This is a genomic window from Alteromonas sp. ISO5, assembly GCF_058105165.1.
Map to the genome: position 1 here is coordinate 3232622 of NZ_CM176572.1, position 16776 is coordinate 3249397.

Genomic DNA, 16776 nt, shown 5'->3' on the forward strand with positions numbered 1-16776 from the left:
ATGTGTACGGTTTGCGGTTGTTCAGAAGGTGAAGTAAAAATAGAAGGGCATGAAGGTCACGCCCACGGGCATAGTCATGATCACACTCATGCACACGGGCATCACCATCATCACGAGCATGATCATCATCATAGCGACCATCATGGTGGACATAGTCACGGCCATTCACACTCTCACGCGCACAGTCATGAAGACCAGCATGACCACAGCGGTATTGAAAGTGATGGCGATAACATTCACTTCGGCAAAGGCCCAGCTCATGCCCACGTGGCTGGCCTTAGTCAAAGCCGTATGGTGCAAATAGAACAGGATATTCTGGGTAAGAATAACCAGTATGCCGCACAAAACCGGGTACGCTTTGAGCAGCAATCGTTGTTTGTGCTCAACCTGGTATCAAGCCCGGGCTCAGGCAAAACCACTTTACTCACTGAAACCATTAATCATATAAAAGACCGCTACACCGTAGGCGTGATTGAAGGGGATCAGCAAACGGCCAACGATGCTGACCGCATTCGCGAAACCGGCGTTCAGGCTATCCAGATCAATACCGGTAAAGGTTGTCACCTCGATGCCCATATGGTGGGCCATGCTATGGATAGTTTCTCCGGGATGACCGGCGGCGTGCTGTTTATTGAAAATGTAGGTAATCTGGTGTGCCCGGCGTCTTTTGATTTGGGCGAGGCGGCAAAAGTGTCGATTCTGTCGGTGACTGAAGGCGAAGATAAGCCGCTGAAGTATCCGGATATGTTCCATGCCTCTGAACTGATGATCCTTAACAAAACCGATCTGTTGCCTTACCTGGATTTTGATGTGGAAAAGTGTATTCAATACGCTAAACAGGTTAATCCTGATATCCGCATTATTCAGCTGTCAGCCAAAAGTGGCGAGGGGATGCAGGAGTGGCTCGATTGGATCAACACCAAACGGGCAGCCATCATTGAATCGCGCATTCATTTTCTGCAGCAACAGGTAGAGCAGTTTAAGGCAATTTTATAATGACCACATCACAACGTCCTATTGTGTTATGCGTTGATGATGAAGTCCGTTCGCTTGAAACCCTTGAGCGAACTCTGGATGAAGAGTTTGTCGTATTAACCGCTAACAGCGCCGACGGAGCGCTGGATTTACTGGAAAGCCATGACGTGCAGGTGATCTTGTGCGACCAGCGCATGCCGGATCGCACCGGTGTGGAGCTGTTAACCGAAGTGCGGGATCGCTGGCCTCAGGTTGCCCGGCTCATTTTGTCTGGCTATACCGACTCAGAAGATATTATTAAAGGGCTTAATGAAGCCGGCATTTTGCAGTACATCACTAAACCCTGGCACCCGGAAAGTCTGTTAATGATTATCCGCAGCGCTTGCAGGATGTGTGCCCTACAAAGCGAAAACGCGCTGCTGAATATGGAGATGCGTCTTACTGAAGAGCAGGCCGAGCAACAGGTTAATGAGAAAAAGGCCCATCTGCGTAATAGCTTTCAGCTCGAGGAAATAAAGCGCCATGCGCAAAGTCCGCTGAATATGGTCTGTGATCAGGTCAGCAAAATTGCCCCTTATGACGTCTCGGTGCTCATCACCGGCCCATCCGGTGCGGGTAAGGAATTATTTGCCCGGGCGCTGCATTACAACAGCTTGCGTTCAGACCGGCCGTTTGTGGTAGAAAACTGTGGTGCTATGCCCGATGAACTGCTGGCATCTGAACTGTTTGGTCATAAAAAAGGGTCATTTACCGGCGCGATTACCGACCATGTGGGCTTATTTGAACAGGCCGACGGCGGCACCATTTTTCTTGATGAAATTGGCGAGATCAGCCCGGCTTTTCAGGTTAAATTGTTGCGAGTACTGCAGGAACGTGAAATTCGCCGGTTGGGTGAGCAACAACGCCGTAAGATCAATGTGCGGGTAATTGCGTCAACAAACCGTGACCTCGAAGAAGAGGTTCGTGCTGGTCGTTTCCGTCAGGATCTTTATTTTCGCTTAGCCGAAGTCACTTTGGAGCTGCCGGCATTGTCTCGTCGTACCATTGATATTCCGGTGCTGGCGAACAGCTTTTTACAAACTGCCATGCATCAGTTCGACAAGCCGGTGAAAGGCTTTAGCGAAGAAACCATCGATTGTATGAAACGCTACAGCTGGCCGGGTAACGTACGTGAATTACAAAATGAGGTACGCCGGATGCTGGTAATGTGTGAGGGCGAATGGCTGACCGCTGACTTACTGAATTCGCGGGTTCTGAGAGCTGCTCCTGGCGGCGAAGATGAAGATATCGAAGTGTTCGCTGCCCTTGAAGGCACGCTCAAAGAAAAGGTCGAATTGCTGGAAAAACGCATTCTGCGCGAGACACTGATCCGCCACCGCTGGAATAAGAGCAGTGCGTCGTTGGAACTGGGTTTGTCACGGGTAGGGTTGCGCTCGAAGCTAGAGCGCTACGAGCTTGAGAAATCAGGCGATTCAGAAACCAGTAAACAGCATTGAGGGGAGTATCAGTATGTGTTTAGGGATCCCCGGCCAGATTATCGCTATTAGCGATGAAGCCTTGCAAACCGGTATTGTTCAGGTTTCTGGTGTTAAACGCGAGGCCAACTTAAGTTGTGTGGTGCCTGCTGATGGTAACCTGCACTCTTTAGTTGGTAGCTGGGCACTGGTGCACGTAGGGTTTGCCATGAGCATTATCGACGAGGATGAGGCCCGGCGGACGCTGGAAATTCTTGCTGAGATTGGTGAGTTGCAGGAAGAGCTCGACGCGATGCAGCAGGGTGCTCAGGGATAACCGTGATGAGCGATCCCAACGATAACCAGTCAGTTTTGTCGGCTCTGTACCCCTTTACCGGCCAGACAACAGCAAGTAAACCCGCCGGTAACGACGAGTTGGAACGTGTCCTGGTAGCCTCTGTTCAGGCTAAAGCGCATGACAGTATCACTGTGAAGCAGGCATTTTTTGACCGCCACAGCGAGACCTTGCTTACGGCCGCAAAACGTATTGCGGCCACTTATGCGCAGCAGGGAAAATTATTAACGGCAGGCAATGGAGGCTCTTCCTGTGATGCTGCGCACCTGGCAGTAGAGTTTATGCACCCGGTTACGACTGGTCGCAGAGCACTGCCAGCCATCAATCTATCTCAGGATACCGCGATGATGACGGCGGTGAGTAATGATGTAGGTACCGAGCATGTCATCACCCGGCAGTTATCCGCGCTAGCCAATACCGGTGATACGCTGGTGGTGTTCTCAACCAGTGGGAACTCAGCCAATTTAATTGAAGCCTGCAAAAAAGCCCGGGCCATGGATCTGAGTGTTGTTGCCTTTACCGGCCGAACTGCTGGTGAGCTGCAACGACAACAGCTAACCGATGTTTGTATTACCGTACCCAGTGACAGTATTCACCGTATTCAGGAGTGCCACCTGGCCTGCTATCACATTTTATGGGATCTGGTGCACAGCCTGCTGGCTGACAGCCGGTTGTCTCAGGAGAAGGAAGAATGAAGTTTGTTGATGAGTTTCGCGATCCCCAAATGGCCCGGCGAGTGCTTGAGCGCATCCATGCTGTGGTAGAGGAAATTCCCACCACCGTGCAACGACCGTTACAAATAATGGAGGTGTGTGGAGGGCATACGCACTCGATTTTTCGTTACGGACTGGAAGAATTATTGCCAGACAAAATAGAAATGGTGCATGGGCCTGGCTGCCCGGTCTGTGTACTGCCTATGGGAAGAGTTGACGATTGTGTCGCGATTGCCGAACAGCCCGATGTGATATTTACCACCTTCGGTGATGCCATGCGCGTGCCAGGCTCGAAGAAAAGCCTGCAGCAAGCCAATTCTGATGGCTGCGATGTACGCATGGTCTACTCCCCTATGGATGCACTGGATATTGCCCGTAAAAATCCGGATAAAAACGTTGTCTTTTTCGGGTTGGGTTTCGAAACCACCATGCCGAGTACGGCTTTAACACTGCTGCAGGCAAATCGGGAAGGCATCAGTAACTTCTCGCTGTTCTGTAACCACATCACTATCATTCCCACTATCAAAGCAATTCTGGACTCGCCGGATATGGTCATAGACGGCTTTTTAGGTCCCGGTCATGTGTCAATGGTGATTGGCAAAGCGCCCTATGAGTTTATTGCCAGCCACTATAAGCGTCCGCTGGTAATTGCCGGGTTTGAACCGCTGGATATCCTGCAATCCATGCTGATGGTGGTTGAGCAAATTCGAGATGGTAAGGCTCTGGTGGAAAATCAGTACAAGCGAATCGTCCCTGAAAAGGGCAATAGCAACGCGCTTCAGGCAGTCGGGGAAGTGTTTGAATTACGCGAATTCTTCGAGTGGCGGGGCCTGGGGTCCATCGATCATTCCGGCGTACGTATTCGGGAAAAGTATGCCCGATTTGATGCGGAACGCTTATTTGCTGTAGAGCCGGCTCATGTAGCCGATCCTAAAGCCTGCCAGTGTGGCGAAGTGCTTAAGGGCGTGCTTAAACCCTGGGAGTGCAAATTGTTTGGCGATCAGTGTAACCCTGAAACGCCTATCGGCGCGTTGATGGTGTCTACTGAAGGCGCCTGTTCCGCGTACTACAGCTACGGCAAAATCGACATAAAACAAGCCGTGGAACTAACCGAGTAAGCAGTATGAATAAACCTAAACGGACCCTGCGGGCCAAAACCATCACTATGGCTCATGGCGCCGGTGGCAAAGCCATGCGCGATCTGATTGAAGATGTATTTGTGGGGACCTTTGCTAATCCCGACCTGGAACAACTGGAAGATCAGGCTCGCTTTGAACTGGCCGAATTAATGCAGAGTGGCGCACAACTGGCGTTTACCACCGATTCTTACGTGGTTGACCCTGTAGAATTTCCGGGTGGCGATATTGGATCGCTGGCGGTGAATGGTACGGTAAATGATATAGCCGTGTCTGGCGCGATCCCAAAGTATTTGTCCTGCGGTATGATTTTAGAAGAAGGCCTCGATGTCGAGTTACTGCGGCGCGTGGTAGCGTCAATGAAAGCCGCCGCTGATAAGGCGGGGGTAACCATCGTCACTGGCGACACCAAGGTGGTGCCAAAAGGCAAAGGCGATAAAATTTTTATTAATACCAGTGGTATTGGAGTTATTCCCGAAGGCGTAAACATTTCAGCGTCTAACTGCCGGGTAGGCGATAAAATTATTGTTAACGGCCTGATTGGCGATCACGGTGCGGCAATTCTCAATGCCCGTGGCGATCTGGTGCTTGATGTGACATTAGAAACTGACTGCCAGGCGTTAAACGAACTGGTTCAAATCATGTTGGCGCAATGCCCGGATATTCATGCAATTCGGGATGCATCCCGGGGCGGAGTGGCTACTGTATTATGCGAGTTTGCCGAGTCCTCGGAAGTGAGCATTCGCCTGCAGGAAGAACAGATCCCGGTGCGAGAGACCGTACGTGGCGTTTGCGAAATACTAGGGCTTGATGCACTGTACTTTGCCAATGAAGGTAAACTCGTTGCGGCGGTCCCGGCCGATAATGCTGAGGCGGTGCTTGAGACGATGCGAAATCACCCGGCCGGCAAGGATTCAGCCATTATTGGTGAAGTCATTGAATCGAAATATAACCGCGTACTGGTAAAAACTCACTTCGGTGGAGAGCGCATTTTAGATATGCTGGTGGGTGAGCAACTGCCGCGGATTTGCTAGCGTTGACATAATCTTTTGTTAGCTGTGTGTTTGTTCGTAACTTTCCAGTAATTTATGAGCAACGGACTGTTGTTCCCGGCTTAACATGGTTTTTTCTGAAACAGAGCGCACCAATCTGTATTCTTGTTCCTTTGTGATGATGCCCCGGTTGGCGATTTTAAGAAAGTCTCTGAATGCTTTATTATGCATTGTGGTGAGCGAAGGCAAACCGCTCTCTTTCATTTTAAGATTCAGCTTATTCTGTTCATCCTGGCGCATTAAACCAGACAGCTCTAATTCGTCGTGAGCAGCCAGCCTTACAGAAGTTAAAGATCCTTTTAAAAGATTCTGCCTGGTAAAAATATCCATGGTTGATGGCTGTCCCTTTTCAAAAACAAGGGCTGTAAGTTCAGCGAGAATGTCTTTTTCTGTTTTCTTATCAGCACCGAGAAATTATATTAAAGGGCTCACAGAAACAGGCAGATTCACTTATCTTTGAAGCCCTTACATAATTATTTGATCACAATACCTTATAGCAATATTCCGGTATAGTGCGATGATTAATGTAGGAATTTTTAGGGAGATCCCTGATATTGCTTGGCGATTCAGGATCACAGGTTAAGGTTGTTCCTGCCTAACCTGTGGGGAAGGCATGCGCTGGCTTACATTTTGTCAGCGCAGCATCATATAAATCTGTAGGTTTTAATAACGCGAAAAAGGAGCCGCTCCTAAGACCGGCTCCTGCCCATGGCATTCAATAATTGGTGTGGGTCACCTAAATTGAAAACAACGATACTCCCATCATTGCAATAACCAGCCCAATAATTCTGTTTGCTGTAGGGATACTGCGCGAGACCAGTTTCGACACAGCAAAGCCCGTCGCTACCAGTGTGGCGCTGGTAACGAGGAAACCTGAAGCAAACAGAAAAGGGACGGAGCCGGCGGTCTCAAGACCATGGGCAAAACCGTGAAACATTGCAAAACAGGCCGCCAGGCTAACCGCCAGGCCCTGAGTTACGTTCTTACGTGTGGCTATAAGTAAGCCGGTGATTACGGATGTCAGGACGATGCCTGTTTCCATAAACGAAAAGCTGAAACCTGCTAAGCCTAATGAAAAACCACCAATCAATAATGCAAAAAATGCGGCAAGCATGGCCTTGCATTGTTTACCTGCAAAACCTGACGCCCAGTAGCCCATCGCTACCATGGCAATAAGGTGATCAATACCCATCATGGGGTGCGACAAACCAGCCAAAAAAGCATTCTGAACCGTTTCGTGACCGGTATGTGCAAAGGCCGGTGCTGTGATAGCAAGTGTGAGTAGAAGGCCGCTGGATATTTTTTGTGTACGTGTCATATTTTTACCTTACTGCGAAATCGAACAGTTATTAATGCGTTATTGCTTGTATAGCTGTTTAACAACAACTTTATTGTAATCGCTACTGTTTTAGCATTTTTTTAATTAACAATATTTAGCAAAACGGGTGCCAAACTAAAACTTACCGCTCAAAATGTTTTAAGTTCATGAAAAATATGTGTATTTCTATTGTTTTGTAGGATGATGGAATGTGTTCTGACTGGTAACTTGCTTGCCAGTTAGCATACAATTTGCAACTTCCTGTGCGCAGCGTAAAGGGCTGTTATTACTTATCTATTTTCCTGCGCCACTCTCTAATGGGCACACTGTCTAATAAATAAAGTGGATATCGCCAAGTTCTCCCTGCAAATAGCGTTTAAACTCCGCTGCTTTGCTGGCGGGAAAAGCAAAGCCCGGCGGATTTCCCGGTGTTGTTGGATTATAGGGTAGGCAAAAGTAGCAATGTTCCCCCGTGGTTTCTAACGCCACTCGTGTAACTTTGTGGACCGGAATTGAGGTTGAGCCAAACTGAATATGACCGTTGTTAAATGTTACGTAATTTACCGGATCCATTACCGTGGCGTCGGGCATGGTTTTATACCACTTCACTATCCAAACCAGGTTAAAAACACCGAGCATTAGCAACAGATTGACTTCTTGTCTCACTATCCAAAGTATCGAGCCCACACTTAAAGCGGCCAGGACACCATGTATTAATGTTTCTTTATTGATGGGATTGGATGAGGTCATTAATAAAGTCCGTTTTCATACATGCCTGTTGATTAATAAGGGCCTGTTCTGGCGCTACCGCAACACTTAGCTATACTTATACCGAATTGCAGACAGAATATGCAAACTTTTAATCCCACATTATAAAGCTCCATGACTGTTTCTTTGAGTACTCAGATTTTCGATGTTTGGAACTTAGCCAAAAGGATAAGACAATTCCCCTTTCTTTTTGTACGAAATATCTTACAAAGCTGTGAGATATGGTAGATTTTGTCTGTGCTAAAAACGTCGCTTAATTTTTAACATCATGAAAAATATAAAATAAATTTATTTTTGTAAGCTTTGGTCGGCAACGTTGACGCAAAAATATCCGACAGTGGATTAGCGTTCCTCACTCACAAGCGTATTATGAACGTGTCACACGGAAACACGACGAGTCAGGAAGACACACGGATGAACTTGGGATTACTCAGGATGAGTAAGACAGGGTAAGGAATTCTGTTTAAGGATAAAGGACAGGTCGGGAAGGCCGAATCAGGACAATTCCGGGATGGAAAATGCTGTAGCAGGATGTACGGTGCAAGAAGGAGCAATGGAAAGGGACCTGTTCAGGGAGAACAGCTCACGCAGGATGATGTGAGAAAAGAAGGAAAGGGGCGTATACGGATTTTAATCGGGACGATTTTAGTCGCAAGGGAACGCTGAGAAGGATGCTCAAAATTCAAAGAAAACGATGACTTCGGTCATCGTTTTTTTATGTCTACTGAAAACTGCTGAATTTTGTGCGTCGGATTGCCTGCCATTGTAACAAGTGCCTAAAATCCGCTGTCTAACGGCGTTATGCTGTACTATCATCCTTGGTAAATGAGCAACAGGGGATCGTGTCGATGGCAGACAGATTGAAATCAGCCGAAGTGTATCGCTACCAGACCGTCAGCGCAGCCTCTCTGGAAGAAGAGAGTGCGTTGCCAACAGAATGCGCCCTTGCTATCAGTTATAACGATATCAGTTATGCAGTAATGATGATGAGTCCCGATGACGTTAAGGATTTTGTTGTCGGATTTAGCCTGACCCAGGGAGTCATTGATTCGTCAGGTCAGATTCGTAGTATCAGTGTAAAGTTTGATAGCGAGCAGGGGGTTGCCGATGTGCAACTTAGCCCTCGCGCGCAATGGCAGTTCAGGTCTTATCAACGCCAGTTGGCCGGCAGTGCTGGTTGTGGTATATGCGGTACAGATGCACTCAGTTCTGCTTTACCCGAACTATCGGTGTTACCGCCTGCTCGGCTGCCCGACGTGTGCGCCTTTACCCATTTGCGTCATCGTGTCCGCGAATTCCAGCAGGCTCTCTATACGGGAGGTGCCCAGCACGCTGCCTTTTTTGTCACTAACGATGGTTGCATTACACTATGTCGTGAAGATATCGGGCGTCACAATGCCATGGACAAACTGATTGGTGCGCTGGCCTTATCACAAACTACTTTAAGCAACGGTTTTATGGTGCTAACCAGTAGATGTGGGCTTGAGTTGGTGCAAAAAGCCATACGCATTGGCCTGCCAACGCTGGTGACGCTGTCTGCACCCACCACGATGGCTGTGGAATGGGCTAAACGGTATCAGCTTAATCTGATTCATTTACCTCACCACAGCGCTCCCAGGGTGTATCACAGCTCAGCCAGGGACAATGCCGGCTAATTCTGAGTAACCGCAATACGATTATCAGACTGTGCTTTGGCCAGTTTAATGGCTATGTATTTAGAGGTCGGGGTGAATGACTCATCGCCATAACTTTCCAGCGGTACCAGTCCATTGGCTTCAGGAAAATATGCGGCCGCCTGGCCTTGCGGAATGTCATAGGCCACCAGAGTGAAACCCTGCACCCGGCGTTCCCTGCCGTCATTCCAGAGCGAAATCATGTCGACCTTATCACCCTCACTAAACCCAAGGCGGGCGATGTCCTGTACGTTAATAAAAACAACATAGCGCTGGCCAAACACCCCCCTGTAGCGGTCATCAAGACCATAGACCGTGGTATTGTACTGATCGTGTGAACGCAGTGTTTGCAGAATAAGGTCGGGTGTCTCCCCTGTGGGCAATTGCGCTGGCAGTAACTGCCCGGGTAATGGAATAGCGGCAAAGCCGGCTTTGTTATCAGCCGTGCGCCATTTTCTGGAAGCAGCCGGGTTTGGTAAGTGAAACCCGCCGGGTTGCGATAACTTCTGATTAAAGTTGGTAAAACCGGGAATGGTATCGGCAATCAGATCGCGGATGCGGCTGTAATCACTGCTCAGTGCATCCCAGTCCACCGGGTGGTTGCCTAATGTGGCTTTGGCCATACCGGCTACAATGGCTGGCTCTGAACGCAACAGCGCTGAGCCCGGAGGCAGTTGCCCATAGGAAATGTGTACCATCGAAAAGGTATCTTCTACCGTTACGCCCTGCGGCTGGCCGCCCTGAATATCTGCTTCGGTACGGCCCAGGCAAGGCAGAATAAGCGCGGTTTTACCGGTAATTAAATGAGATCGGTTGAGTTTGGTACTCACATGAACAGTGAGATCACATTGCTTTAAAGCCGCATGAGTGCGAGGCGTATCTGGAGTCGCTTGAGCAAAGTTGCCGCCCATGCCAATAAAGACTCTCGCGTGCCCCTGTTCCATTGCCTGAATAGCTTGTACCACGTTGTGACCGGGCGCACGGGGAACCGAAAATTCAAAGCGTTTTTCCAGTGCATCGAGTAGCCATTGCGGCGGCTTTTCGTCGATACCCATGGTTCTGTCGCCCTGCACATTACTGTGGCCTCGCACCGGTGATAACCCGGCCCCCGGTTTACCCACATTGCCGCGCAGGAGTTGCACGTTAATAATTTCCTGGATGATAGCAACCGAGTGCTTGTGTTGCGTGATGCCCATAGCCCAGCACATAATCACCCGCTCTGCCCGGCAGTACATACTGGCTGCCAGATAGATATCCTCCTGGCTAAGGCCGGACTGTTTTACAATGTCTGGCCAGGAGGTGGCTTCGACTAAGGCCAGGTAATCGTCAAGTCCGGTAGTGTGCCGGTTAATAAAGTCATGATCAAAAATGGCAGGGTGTTTATTGGTCTGGGCCTCTCTCTCCCATTCAAGCAGGCATTTGGCAATGCCGCGCATGACTGCCATATCGCCGCCTAATGCCGGGCGGAAGTAAGCGGTATTGGTGGGCGCATCGCCATTGGTTAGCATTTCCAAAGGATGTTGTGGATGCTGAAAACGTTCCAGGCCGCGCTCCTTGAGCGGATTAAAGCATACTACCTGAGCGCCACGTTCCACCGCTTCTCGTAACGGTTCGAGCATGCGCGGGTGATTGGTGCCGGGATTCTGGCCCAGTACAAATATCGCATCGGCTTTGGCAAAATCGTCGAAAACCACGGTGCCTTTGCCTACGCCCACGGATTGCTTCATGGCATGGCCACTGGCCTCATGACACATATTGGAACAGTCGGGAAAGTTATTAGTGCCAAACGCTCGCACAAACAACTGATATAGATAAGCCGCTTCATTACTGGTTCGTCCGGAGGTGTAAAATTCAGCCTGATCGGGACTGGCCAGTTGGTTGAGATGTTGAGCAATTAATGCAAATGCATCATCCCAGCTAATCTCTACATATTTATCTGTAGTGGGGTCGTACTGCATGGGGTGCGATAGCCGACCCTGGTCTTCCAACCAGTAATCACTGTGCTCTAACAGTTTAGATACTGTGTAGCGGTCAAAAAATGCCGGTCCAACCTGACGGCCTGAAGACTCCCAGTTAACCGCTTTAGCACCGTTTTCACAAAATTTAACCAGGCCGTTTTCCGGCGATTCTCCCCAGGCACAGCCCGGGCAGTCAAAACCATGATCCTGATTGGTTTTGAGCATTGCGCGCAGGTTTTTCAGCGGCTTTTCGCTGGCAATCCAGCTTTTGGTTACGCTCTTCAGGGCCCCCCAGCCACCGGCAGGGGCGGTATATTTCTGTACAGACTTATCAGCCATAGCACTTCCTGATCCTGCCTGGTTCCGGGACTGGCAGCTTGATTGTATTTTATAGCGTACAGTAAAGCAGAAATTAATAAGAGGACGCAAACGTATATCCGTCAGTCCTGTATCTTTTTACGACCAGTGTCATGGCGAGCCGGACATTATGCGGCGTGGTTGTGAGCCTTGAAACTGCTGATTCGCCGCTTAACTTAACTTCATCCAATGAATAATGATGGTGTTAACGCCAATGCCATATGCAAGATGTAACTGACCATTGTCTTCAAGGTTCATTATCAGAGGAGAACGAACCTCACGGTGAATAATAGACCCGTAATGCAGTTGTCGCAGTTCTTTTTTAGGTAGCAGGAGCGCTTATGTTCATCGCGCCTGCAGCTTCGATGGCTTGCAGGACCAGCCGTTGTTCGTAAATGGGAAAAGACAGAATCACTTCGTCTACGCCGGTTGCTGCGACAAACTGGTTCAACTGGTCCTCGGCTCTTTCCTTATCGCCAACCAGAGCATAGCGCAGAGTACTGTTAATACCGCGGATTTCCATTTCGTTAAGTTCCAGGCGAATATCTTCCACCGGCGGCGGCATTGGCTTGTTAGCATTTCGACGCAGATTGGCAAACTGCTGCTGAACTGAGGTAAAGAGCTGGCGGGCGTGATCATCGGTCTCACCAATAACCGCCATAACGCCGGCAGAAACATAAGGTTCGGCCAGTTGCACAGAGGGTTTAAAGTTCGCCCGGTAAATACTGATCGCATCGTTAAGCATATCCGGCGCAAAATGCGAGGCAAAGGAAAAGGGCAGGCCCATATGGGCTGCCAACTGAGCTGAATATAAACTGGAACCGAGTAACCAAATTGGCACATTGGTGCCGGCGCCGGGCACAGCAATAGGCTTTTGGCCTTCTTCAGGTGTGCCCAGCAATCGCTGAAGTTCAACGACATCCTCGGGATAGCGCTCGGCATCGCCCTGAATATCCCGACGTAACGCTTTGGCGGTCGCCATGTCAGTGCCAGGGGCACGGCCAAGCCCCAAATCTACACGATCGGGATACAGCTCCGCTAACGTACCAAATTGCTCGGCAATCACCAACGGTGCATGGTTAGGCAGCATAACGCCACCAGAGCCAATACGAATACGGTTGGTGATTGCGCCCACGCTAGATAACAACACTGCCGTCGCGGCACTGGCCACCGCCCGCATACCATGGTGTTCAGCCAGCCAGTAACGGGTAAAACCCGCCTGCTCAGCGGTTTGGGCTATAGCCTGGCTGCGCAGCAGTGCCTCGCGTACGGAACTGCCTTCGGCGACATGAGCAAGGTCTAGGAGCGACAGGGGAAAGGGTTCAGTCATGAAAATACCTGTTAGTTTGCATACCAAATACTATTGTGGCAAAACGTGAAATTAAAAGGCTGATTCGATCAGTTGCAATTCACCGGGATAAAGTTAACCCGGCACCGTTTGTCAGGTATCAGTGAATTATCTCTGTTATGGCCCATGACTTCGACTATACTTTTTGTATTTCAAATAGTTCAGTCATTTTTATGGGCGCTGTGCAAGCCAATACTGCGGTTTCTTTAGCAACACTGATTGCGTTATCCAAACGTGCGCGGGATGCGCTCGATGCTACCGAGTTACGCTTTATACTAGTCAATGAAACCCACCAACTTATTCCTTATCGCCATGCGGCATTTTTTTCTGAGGCGAGGGGCATTGAGTGTATTTCATCCTTAACCAACTTTGATGCACAGGCGCCTTTCGTCCAGTGGCTGGATAACTGGTTTAAAAGTTTACCAAAACAAGCCAAAAGTCCGCACTTCTCGGTGGATTTGCGACAGCTTGGCAACGATCAGCAATGGCAGGACTGGCTTCCGCCACACCTTACCGTGTTTACTATTGAATCGCGGACCCAGGTTTCGGGCAGCACGTTGTTGATAGCGAAGGATACGCCGATGTCTGCTGAAGACATTGCATTAATGGAAGAATGGATAGATAGTTGGCGTTATATTTATAGGGATAAAAACACACTGACGAAGAGCGATAAACTGTCATTCTGGCGCAAACACCTGTTTGGCAAGAAGCACAAGTTAATGATTGCCGGTCTGCTCGTTGCTTTTTGTTGTATTCCAGTTCGTTTATCAGTGTTGGCGCCCGCCGAGATTATTCCTTTATCACCAACCATAATCAGAGCGCCTATGGACGGCATAATTGATAAGTTGTTGGTCACACCGAATGAGCACGTGAGTGCTGGCGACGCACTGGTAGAATTTGATCAAATCCAACTGTTGAGCCGACTGGATTCGGCCAGACAAGCACTGGAAACTGCCCGCGCTGAATATGGACAGGAGGCGCAAAATGCATTGTTTGACAGAGAAAGTAAGGCCCGGCTGTCGATTTTAAAAAGCCGTATCGAAGAAAAAGAAATCGATGTGCAGTTTCTTGAAGCCTTAAAGCAGCGCAGTGTTATTAGTGCCCCTCAGAACGGGCTGGTATTAATTGATGATGTGTCTGAATGGATTGGTCGGCCGGTAGTTACCGGTGAAAAGATATTTAAATTGGCTGATGAAAAACAGGTGCAGGTAGAAGCATGGGTCGCCCCGGCCGATCTGATAGCGTTTTCGGATGCTGCGCCAGTGACGGTTTTTCTGAGTGCCGATCCCACCCGGCCCGTTCAGGCCTCGTTAACCTATCTGTCGCACGAGGCGGAGCTACAACCAGATGGCATTTATGCTTATCGCATGCGCGCCACACTGGAAGGCGAATCGGGCGATCCGGTACGTATCGGACAGAAAGGAACAGCCAGAATTGACGGTGACCGAACCCTGCTTATTTACTGGATCCTGAGAAGGCCCTGGGCGGCATTACGCGGCTGGCTAGGGATATAACCATGTCAGCAACGGCTAACAGGGGGGCTTTACTGCCGCACATGCGGGATGATCTTAAGCTTTATGCTGGCCCTTATAACCGGGCGGGCACCCCAACCTGGACCATCTATGATCCAGCGCGCAACCTGTACTTTCAGATTGGCTGGTTAAGCTTTGAAATAATGTGCCGCTGGCAACTCAGGCAGCCGGCCCAGATAGTACAAAGTATCGAAGATGAAACGGCTTTACAGGTGTCGGTGGCAGAAGTGCAGGAAGTATCAGACTTTCTGGTTAAGCATGATCTGGTGCTGCATACCCATCAGGCCCAAACACTACAAAAATGCGAGCGATTTAAGGCCCGGCAGCAACACTGGGCTCAACGGTTGTTTCACAGTTATTTGTTTTTCCGGATTCCGTTATGGAATCCCGATCGGTGGTTAGCCCGCCATCTCAATAAAGTTCGCTGGTTGGGCAGTCGTTACTTTACATTACTGACATGGCTGGTGTTGTTTACCGGCCTGATCCAACTTAGCCGACAGTGGGACAGTTTTACCCATAGCTTTGTTGATATGTTTAGTTTGGCCGGGATGGTGTCCTATGGTGTTACCCTGGTGCTGGTTAAGCTGCTGCATGAGTTTGGGCATGCATTTACTGCCAGGCATTTTGGCTGCAACGTGCCGAGAATGGGACTCGCCTTTCTGGTTATGTTCCCCATGGCCTACACCGATGTGAATGATGTGTGGAAGTTGGCCGATAGGCGTCAGCGCTTACTGGTGGGTGCCGCCGGCATCCGCACCGAACTTACCATTGCGGCCTGGTCGACACTGCTGTGGGCTTTGCTTCCTGCCGGCGTGTTAAGAGATAGCGCATTTCTGCTGGCGACCACCACCTGGATCAGCACTTTGCTGATTAACGTATCGCCGTTTATGCGCTTTGACGGCTATTTCTTGCTGATGGACTGGCTGGAAATGCCAAACCTTCATCAGCGTGCTTTCGCCCTCGGACGCTGGCGCCTGAGGGAATGGTTGTTCAGGCCGAAACATTCTGTACCCGAGCATTTTTCACCGTCACGTTACCGCTTCCTGCTGGCTTTCTGTTACGTCATCTGGCTTTACCGGTTAATCACTTTTCTGGGGATTGCGTTGATGGTGTACTGGTATTTTCCGAAACCGCTGGGACCGCTCCTGGCGGCAGTAGAAATTTACTGGTTTATTGGCAAACCCATTGGGTCTGAATTGAGCGCCTGGTTTGAAATGAGGAAAGAAATAGTGGCGAGTTCACGTTTTGTTAAAACCGCTTTTGTGTTGTTACTGATTCTTGGTATTGCCATCATACCCTGGGATCCAAGGATCGCAGCCCAGGGGCTGATAAAACTGCCAGTTGTACAAAATATTGCTGCGCCCGCATCGGCAGTAATTGTTGATGTGGCAGTTCCCTCCGGACAGCATGTTAATCAGGGAGAACGCGTGATACAGCTTGAATCCCCCGATTTATCTTTTGAACTTGCATCGTTAGAACAACAGCAAGAGCAGCTTGAGCAGCAAATTACGCTTAGTCAGTTAGTTAATCGTGAGCGCCAGCGCTTACCGGTTTTGCAGTCCCAACTGACCAATGTGAAACTCGACATAGAGCGGATTGAAGCCCGCTTAGCACAATTACAATTGTCTGCTAAAGTCAGCGGAAAATTTGTTGCTTCCGAACTGGAGCTTACCCAGGGAGACTGGGTGGCCGAACGCACTATTCTGGGCAAGGTTCTTGATGAGAGCAGCGTGTCAGCGCATGTGTATCTCGACCAAACCAGCGTTAAGCGTGTTAGTGTTGGGGATAAGGCAATGTTTTATGCGGAGTCGGGTGTTATCGCACCCCTGGCGTTAAGCGTGGTCAGAATTGATACTGATACCACACGAAACCTTACAGATGGCGCTCTGGCTGCTTTATATGGCGGGGATCTGGTGGTAGCGGAAAAGGACTCCCAGCTAGTGCCGGAGGATGCGTTGTATCAGGTAGTTCTGAGTCCTCAGGAGTCTGAGAGTATAACGTTACCCAACGAGCTTCGCGGGCAGGTGGTTATTCACGGTAAGTCGCAGTCCTGGTTAGGCGATCATCTGCGCTACGCCGCGGCCATCTTCCGCCGGGAAGCCGGTTTTTAAACCGCGCCGGCACCGACGCGGTTTAA

At 49.6% G+C, this 16776-nt stretch carries 14 protein-coding genes; 9 read left to right on the top strand and 5 right to left on the bottom strand.

The window, feature by feature from the left end; all coding sequences use genetic code 11:
- From hypB to hypE, 6 genes are read left to right on the top strand one after another with little or no spacing between them, the layout of a single operon-like run.
- On the top strand, positions 1–996 hold the full coding sequence (gene hypB, locus AC2T0J_RS14455; RefSeq protein WP_489806495.1) for a hydrogenase nickel incorporation protein HypB: 996 nt from the start codon (positions 1–3) through the stop codon (positions 994–996).
- Positions 996–2471: a sigma-54-dependent transcriptional regulator gene (locus AC2T0J_RS14460; RefSeq protein WP_489806496.1), complete on the top strand. Its 1476-nt coding sequence runs from the start codon at positions 996–998 to the stop codon at positions 2469–2471. The genes hypB and AC2T0J_RS14460 overlap by 1 nt, the downstream gene beginning before the upstream one ends.
- A 13-nt stretch (positions 2472–2484) precedes the next feature.
- Positions 2485–2766: a HypC/HybG/HupF family hydrogenase formation chaperone gene (locus AC2T0J_RS14465; RefSeq protein ID WP_489806497.1), complete on the top strand. Its 282-nt coding sequence runs from the start codon at positions 2485–2487 to the stop codon at positions 2764–2766.
- Positions 2767–2771: 5 nt separating this feature from the next.
- The gene (locus AC2T0J_RS14470) at positions 2772–3479 is read left to right on the top strand and encodes a D-sedoheptulose-7-phosphate isomerase (protein ID WP_489806498.1); all 708 of its coding nucleotides are present in this window, start codon (positions 2772–2774) and stop codon (positions 3477–3479) included.
- Complete coding sequence (hypD, locus tag AC2T0J_RS14475) at positions 3476–4615, top strand: hydrogenase formation protein HypD (protein ID WP_489806499.1); 1140 nt, start codon at positions 3476–3478, stop codon at positions 4613–4615. The genes AC2T0J_RS14470 and hypD overlap by 4 nt, the downstream gene beginning before the upstream one ends.
- Positions 4616–4620: 5 nt before the next feature.
- Entirely contained in the window at positions 4621–5667 is a 1047-nt protein-coding gene (gene hypE / locus AC2T0J_RS14480; RefSeq protein WP_489806500.1) for a hydrogenase expression/formation protein HypE, read from the top strand.
- A gap of 18 nt (positions 5668–5685) precedes the next feature.
- On the opposite strand, the gene AC2T0J_RS14485 is transcribed toward hypE, so the two are convergent.
- The 3 genes from AC2T0J_RS14485 to AC2T0J_RS14495 form a co-directional block, all read right to left on the bottom strand.
- On the bottom strand, positions 5686–6015 hold the full coding sequence (locus AC2T0J_RS14485; RefSeq protein WP_489806501.1) for a hypothetical protein: 330 nt from the start codon (positions 6013–6015) through the stop codon (positions 5686–5688).
- 406 nt (positions 6016–6421) lie between these two features.
- A complete protein-coding gene (locus tag AC2T0J_RS14490) occupies positions 6422–7003 on the bottom strand; it encodes a HupE/UreJ family protein (RefSeq protein WP_489806502.1) in 582 nt (193 codons plus the stop codon).
- 330 nt (positions 7004–7333) lie between these two features.
- On the bottom strand, positions 7334–7753 hold the full coding sequence (locus tag AC2T0J_RS14495) for a hypothetical protein (protein WP_489806503.1): 420 nt from the start codon (positions 7751–7753) through the stop codon (positions 7334–7336).
- An 866-nt stretch (positions 7754–8619) separates the two neighbouring features.
- On the opposite strand from AC2T0J_RS14495, the gene fdhD reads away from it, so the two are divergent.
- Complete coding sequence (gene fdhD / locus AC2T0J_RS14500) at positions 8620–9426, top strand: formate dehydrogenase accessory sulfurtransferase FdhD (RefSeq protein ID WP_489806504.1); 807 nt, start codon at positions 8620–8622, stop codon at positions 9424–9426.
- Here fdhD and AC2T0J_RS14505 read toward each other — a convergent pair.
- Complete coding sequence (locus tag AC2T0J_RS14505) at positions 9423–11741, bottom strand: FdhF/YdeP family oxidoreductase (RefSeq protein WP_489806505.1); 2319 nt, start codon at positions 11739–11741, stop codon at positions 9423–9425. The two genes, fdhD and AC2T0J_RS14505, sit on opposite strands and share 4 nt — an antisense overlap.
- A 340-nt stretch (positions 11742–12081) precedes the next feature.
- Positions 12082–13089 carry an LLM class flavin-dependent oxidoreductase gene (locus tag AC2T0J_RS14510; protein WP_489806506.1) on the bottom strand — a complete coding sequence of 336 codons (1008 nt, stop codon included), beginning with the start codon at positions 13087–13089 and terminating at the stop codon, positions 12082–12084.
- Between the two features lie 191 nt (positions 13090–13280).
- Here AC2T0J_RS14510 and AC2T0J_RS14515 point away from each other — a divergent pair, with 191 nt between their 5' ends.
- Positions 13281–14621 (top strand): efflux RND transporter periplasmic adaptor subunit, encoded by a 1341-nt coding sequence (locus tag AC2T0J_RS14515; protein ID WP_489806507.1) that lies wholly within the window; start codon positions 13281–13283, stop codon positions 14619–14621.
- A 2-nt stretch (positions 14622–14623) separates the two neighbouring features.
- On the top strand, positions 14624–16750 hold the full coding sequence (locus AC2T0J_RS14520) for a site-2 protease family protein (protein ID WP_489806508.1): 2127 nt from the start codon (positions 14624–14626) through the stop codon (positions 16748–16750).
- Positions 16751–16776 lie beyond the last annotated feature (26 nt).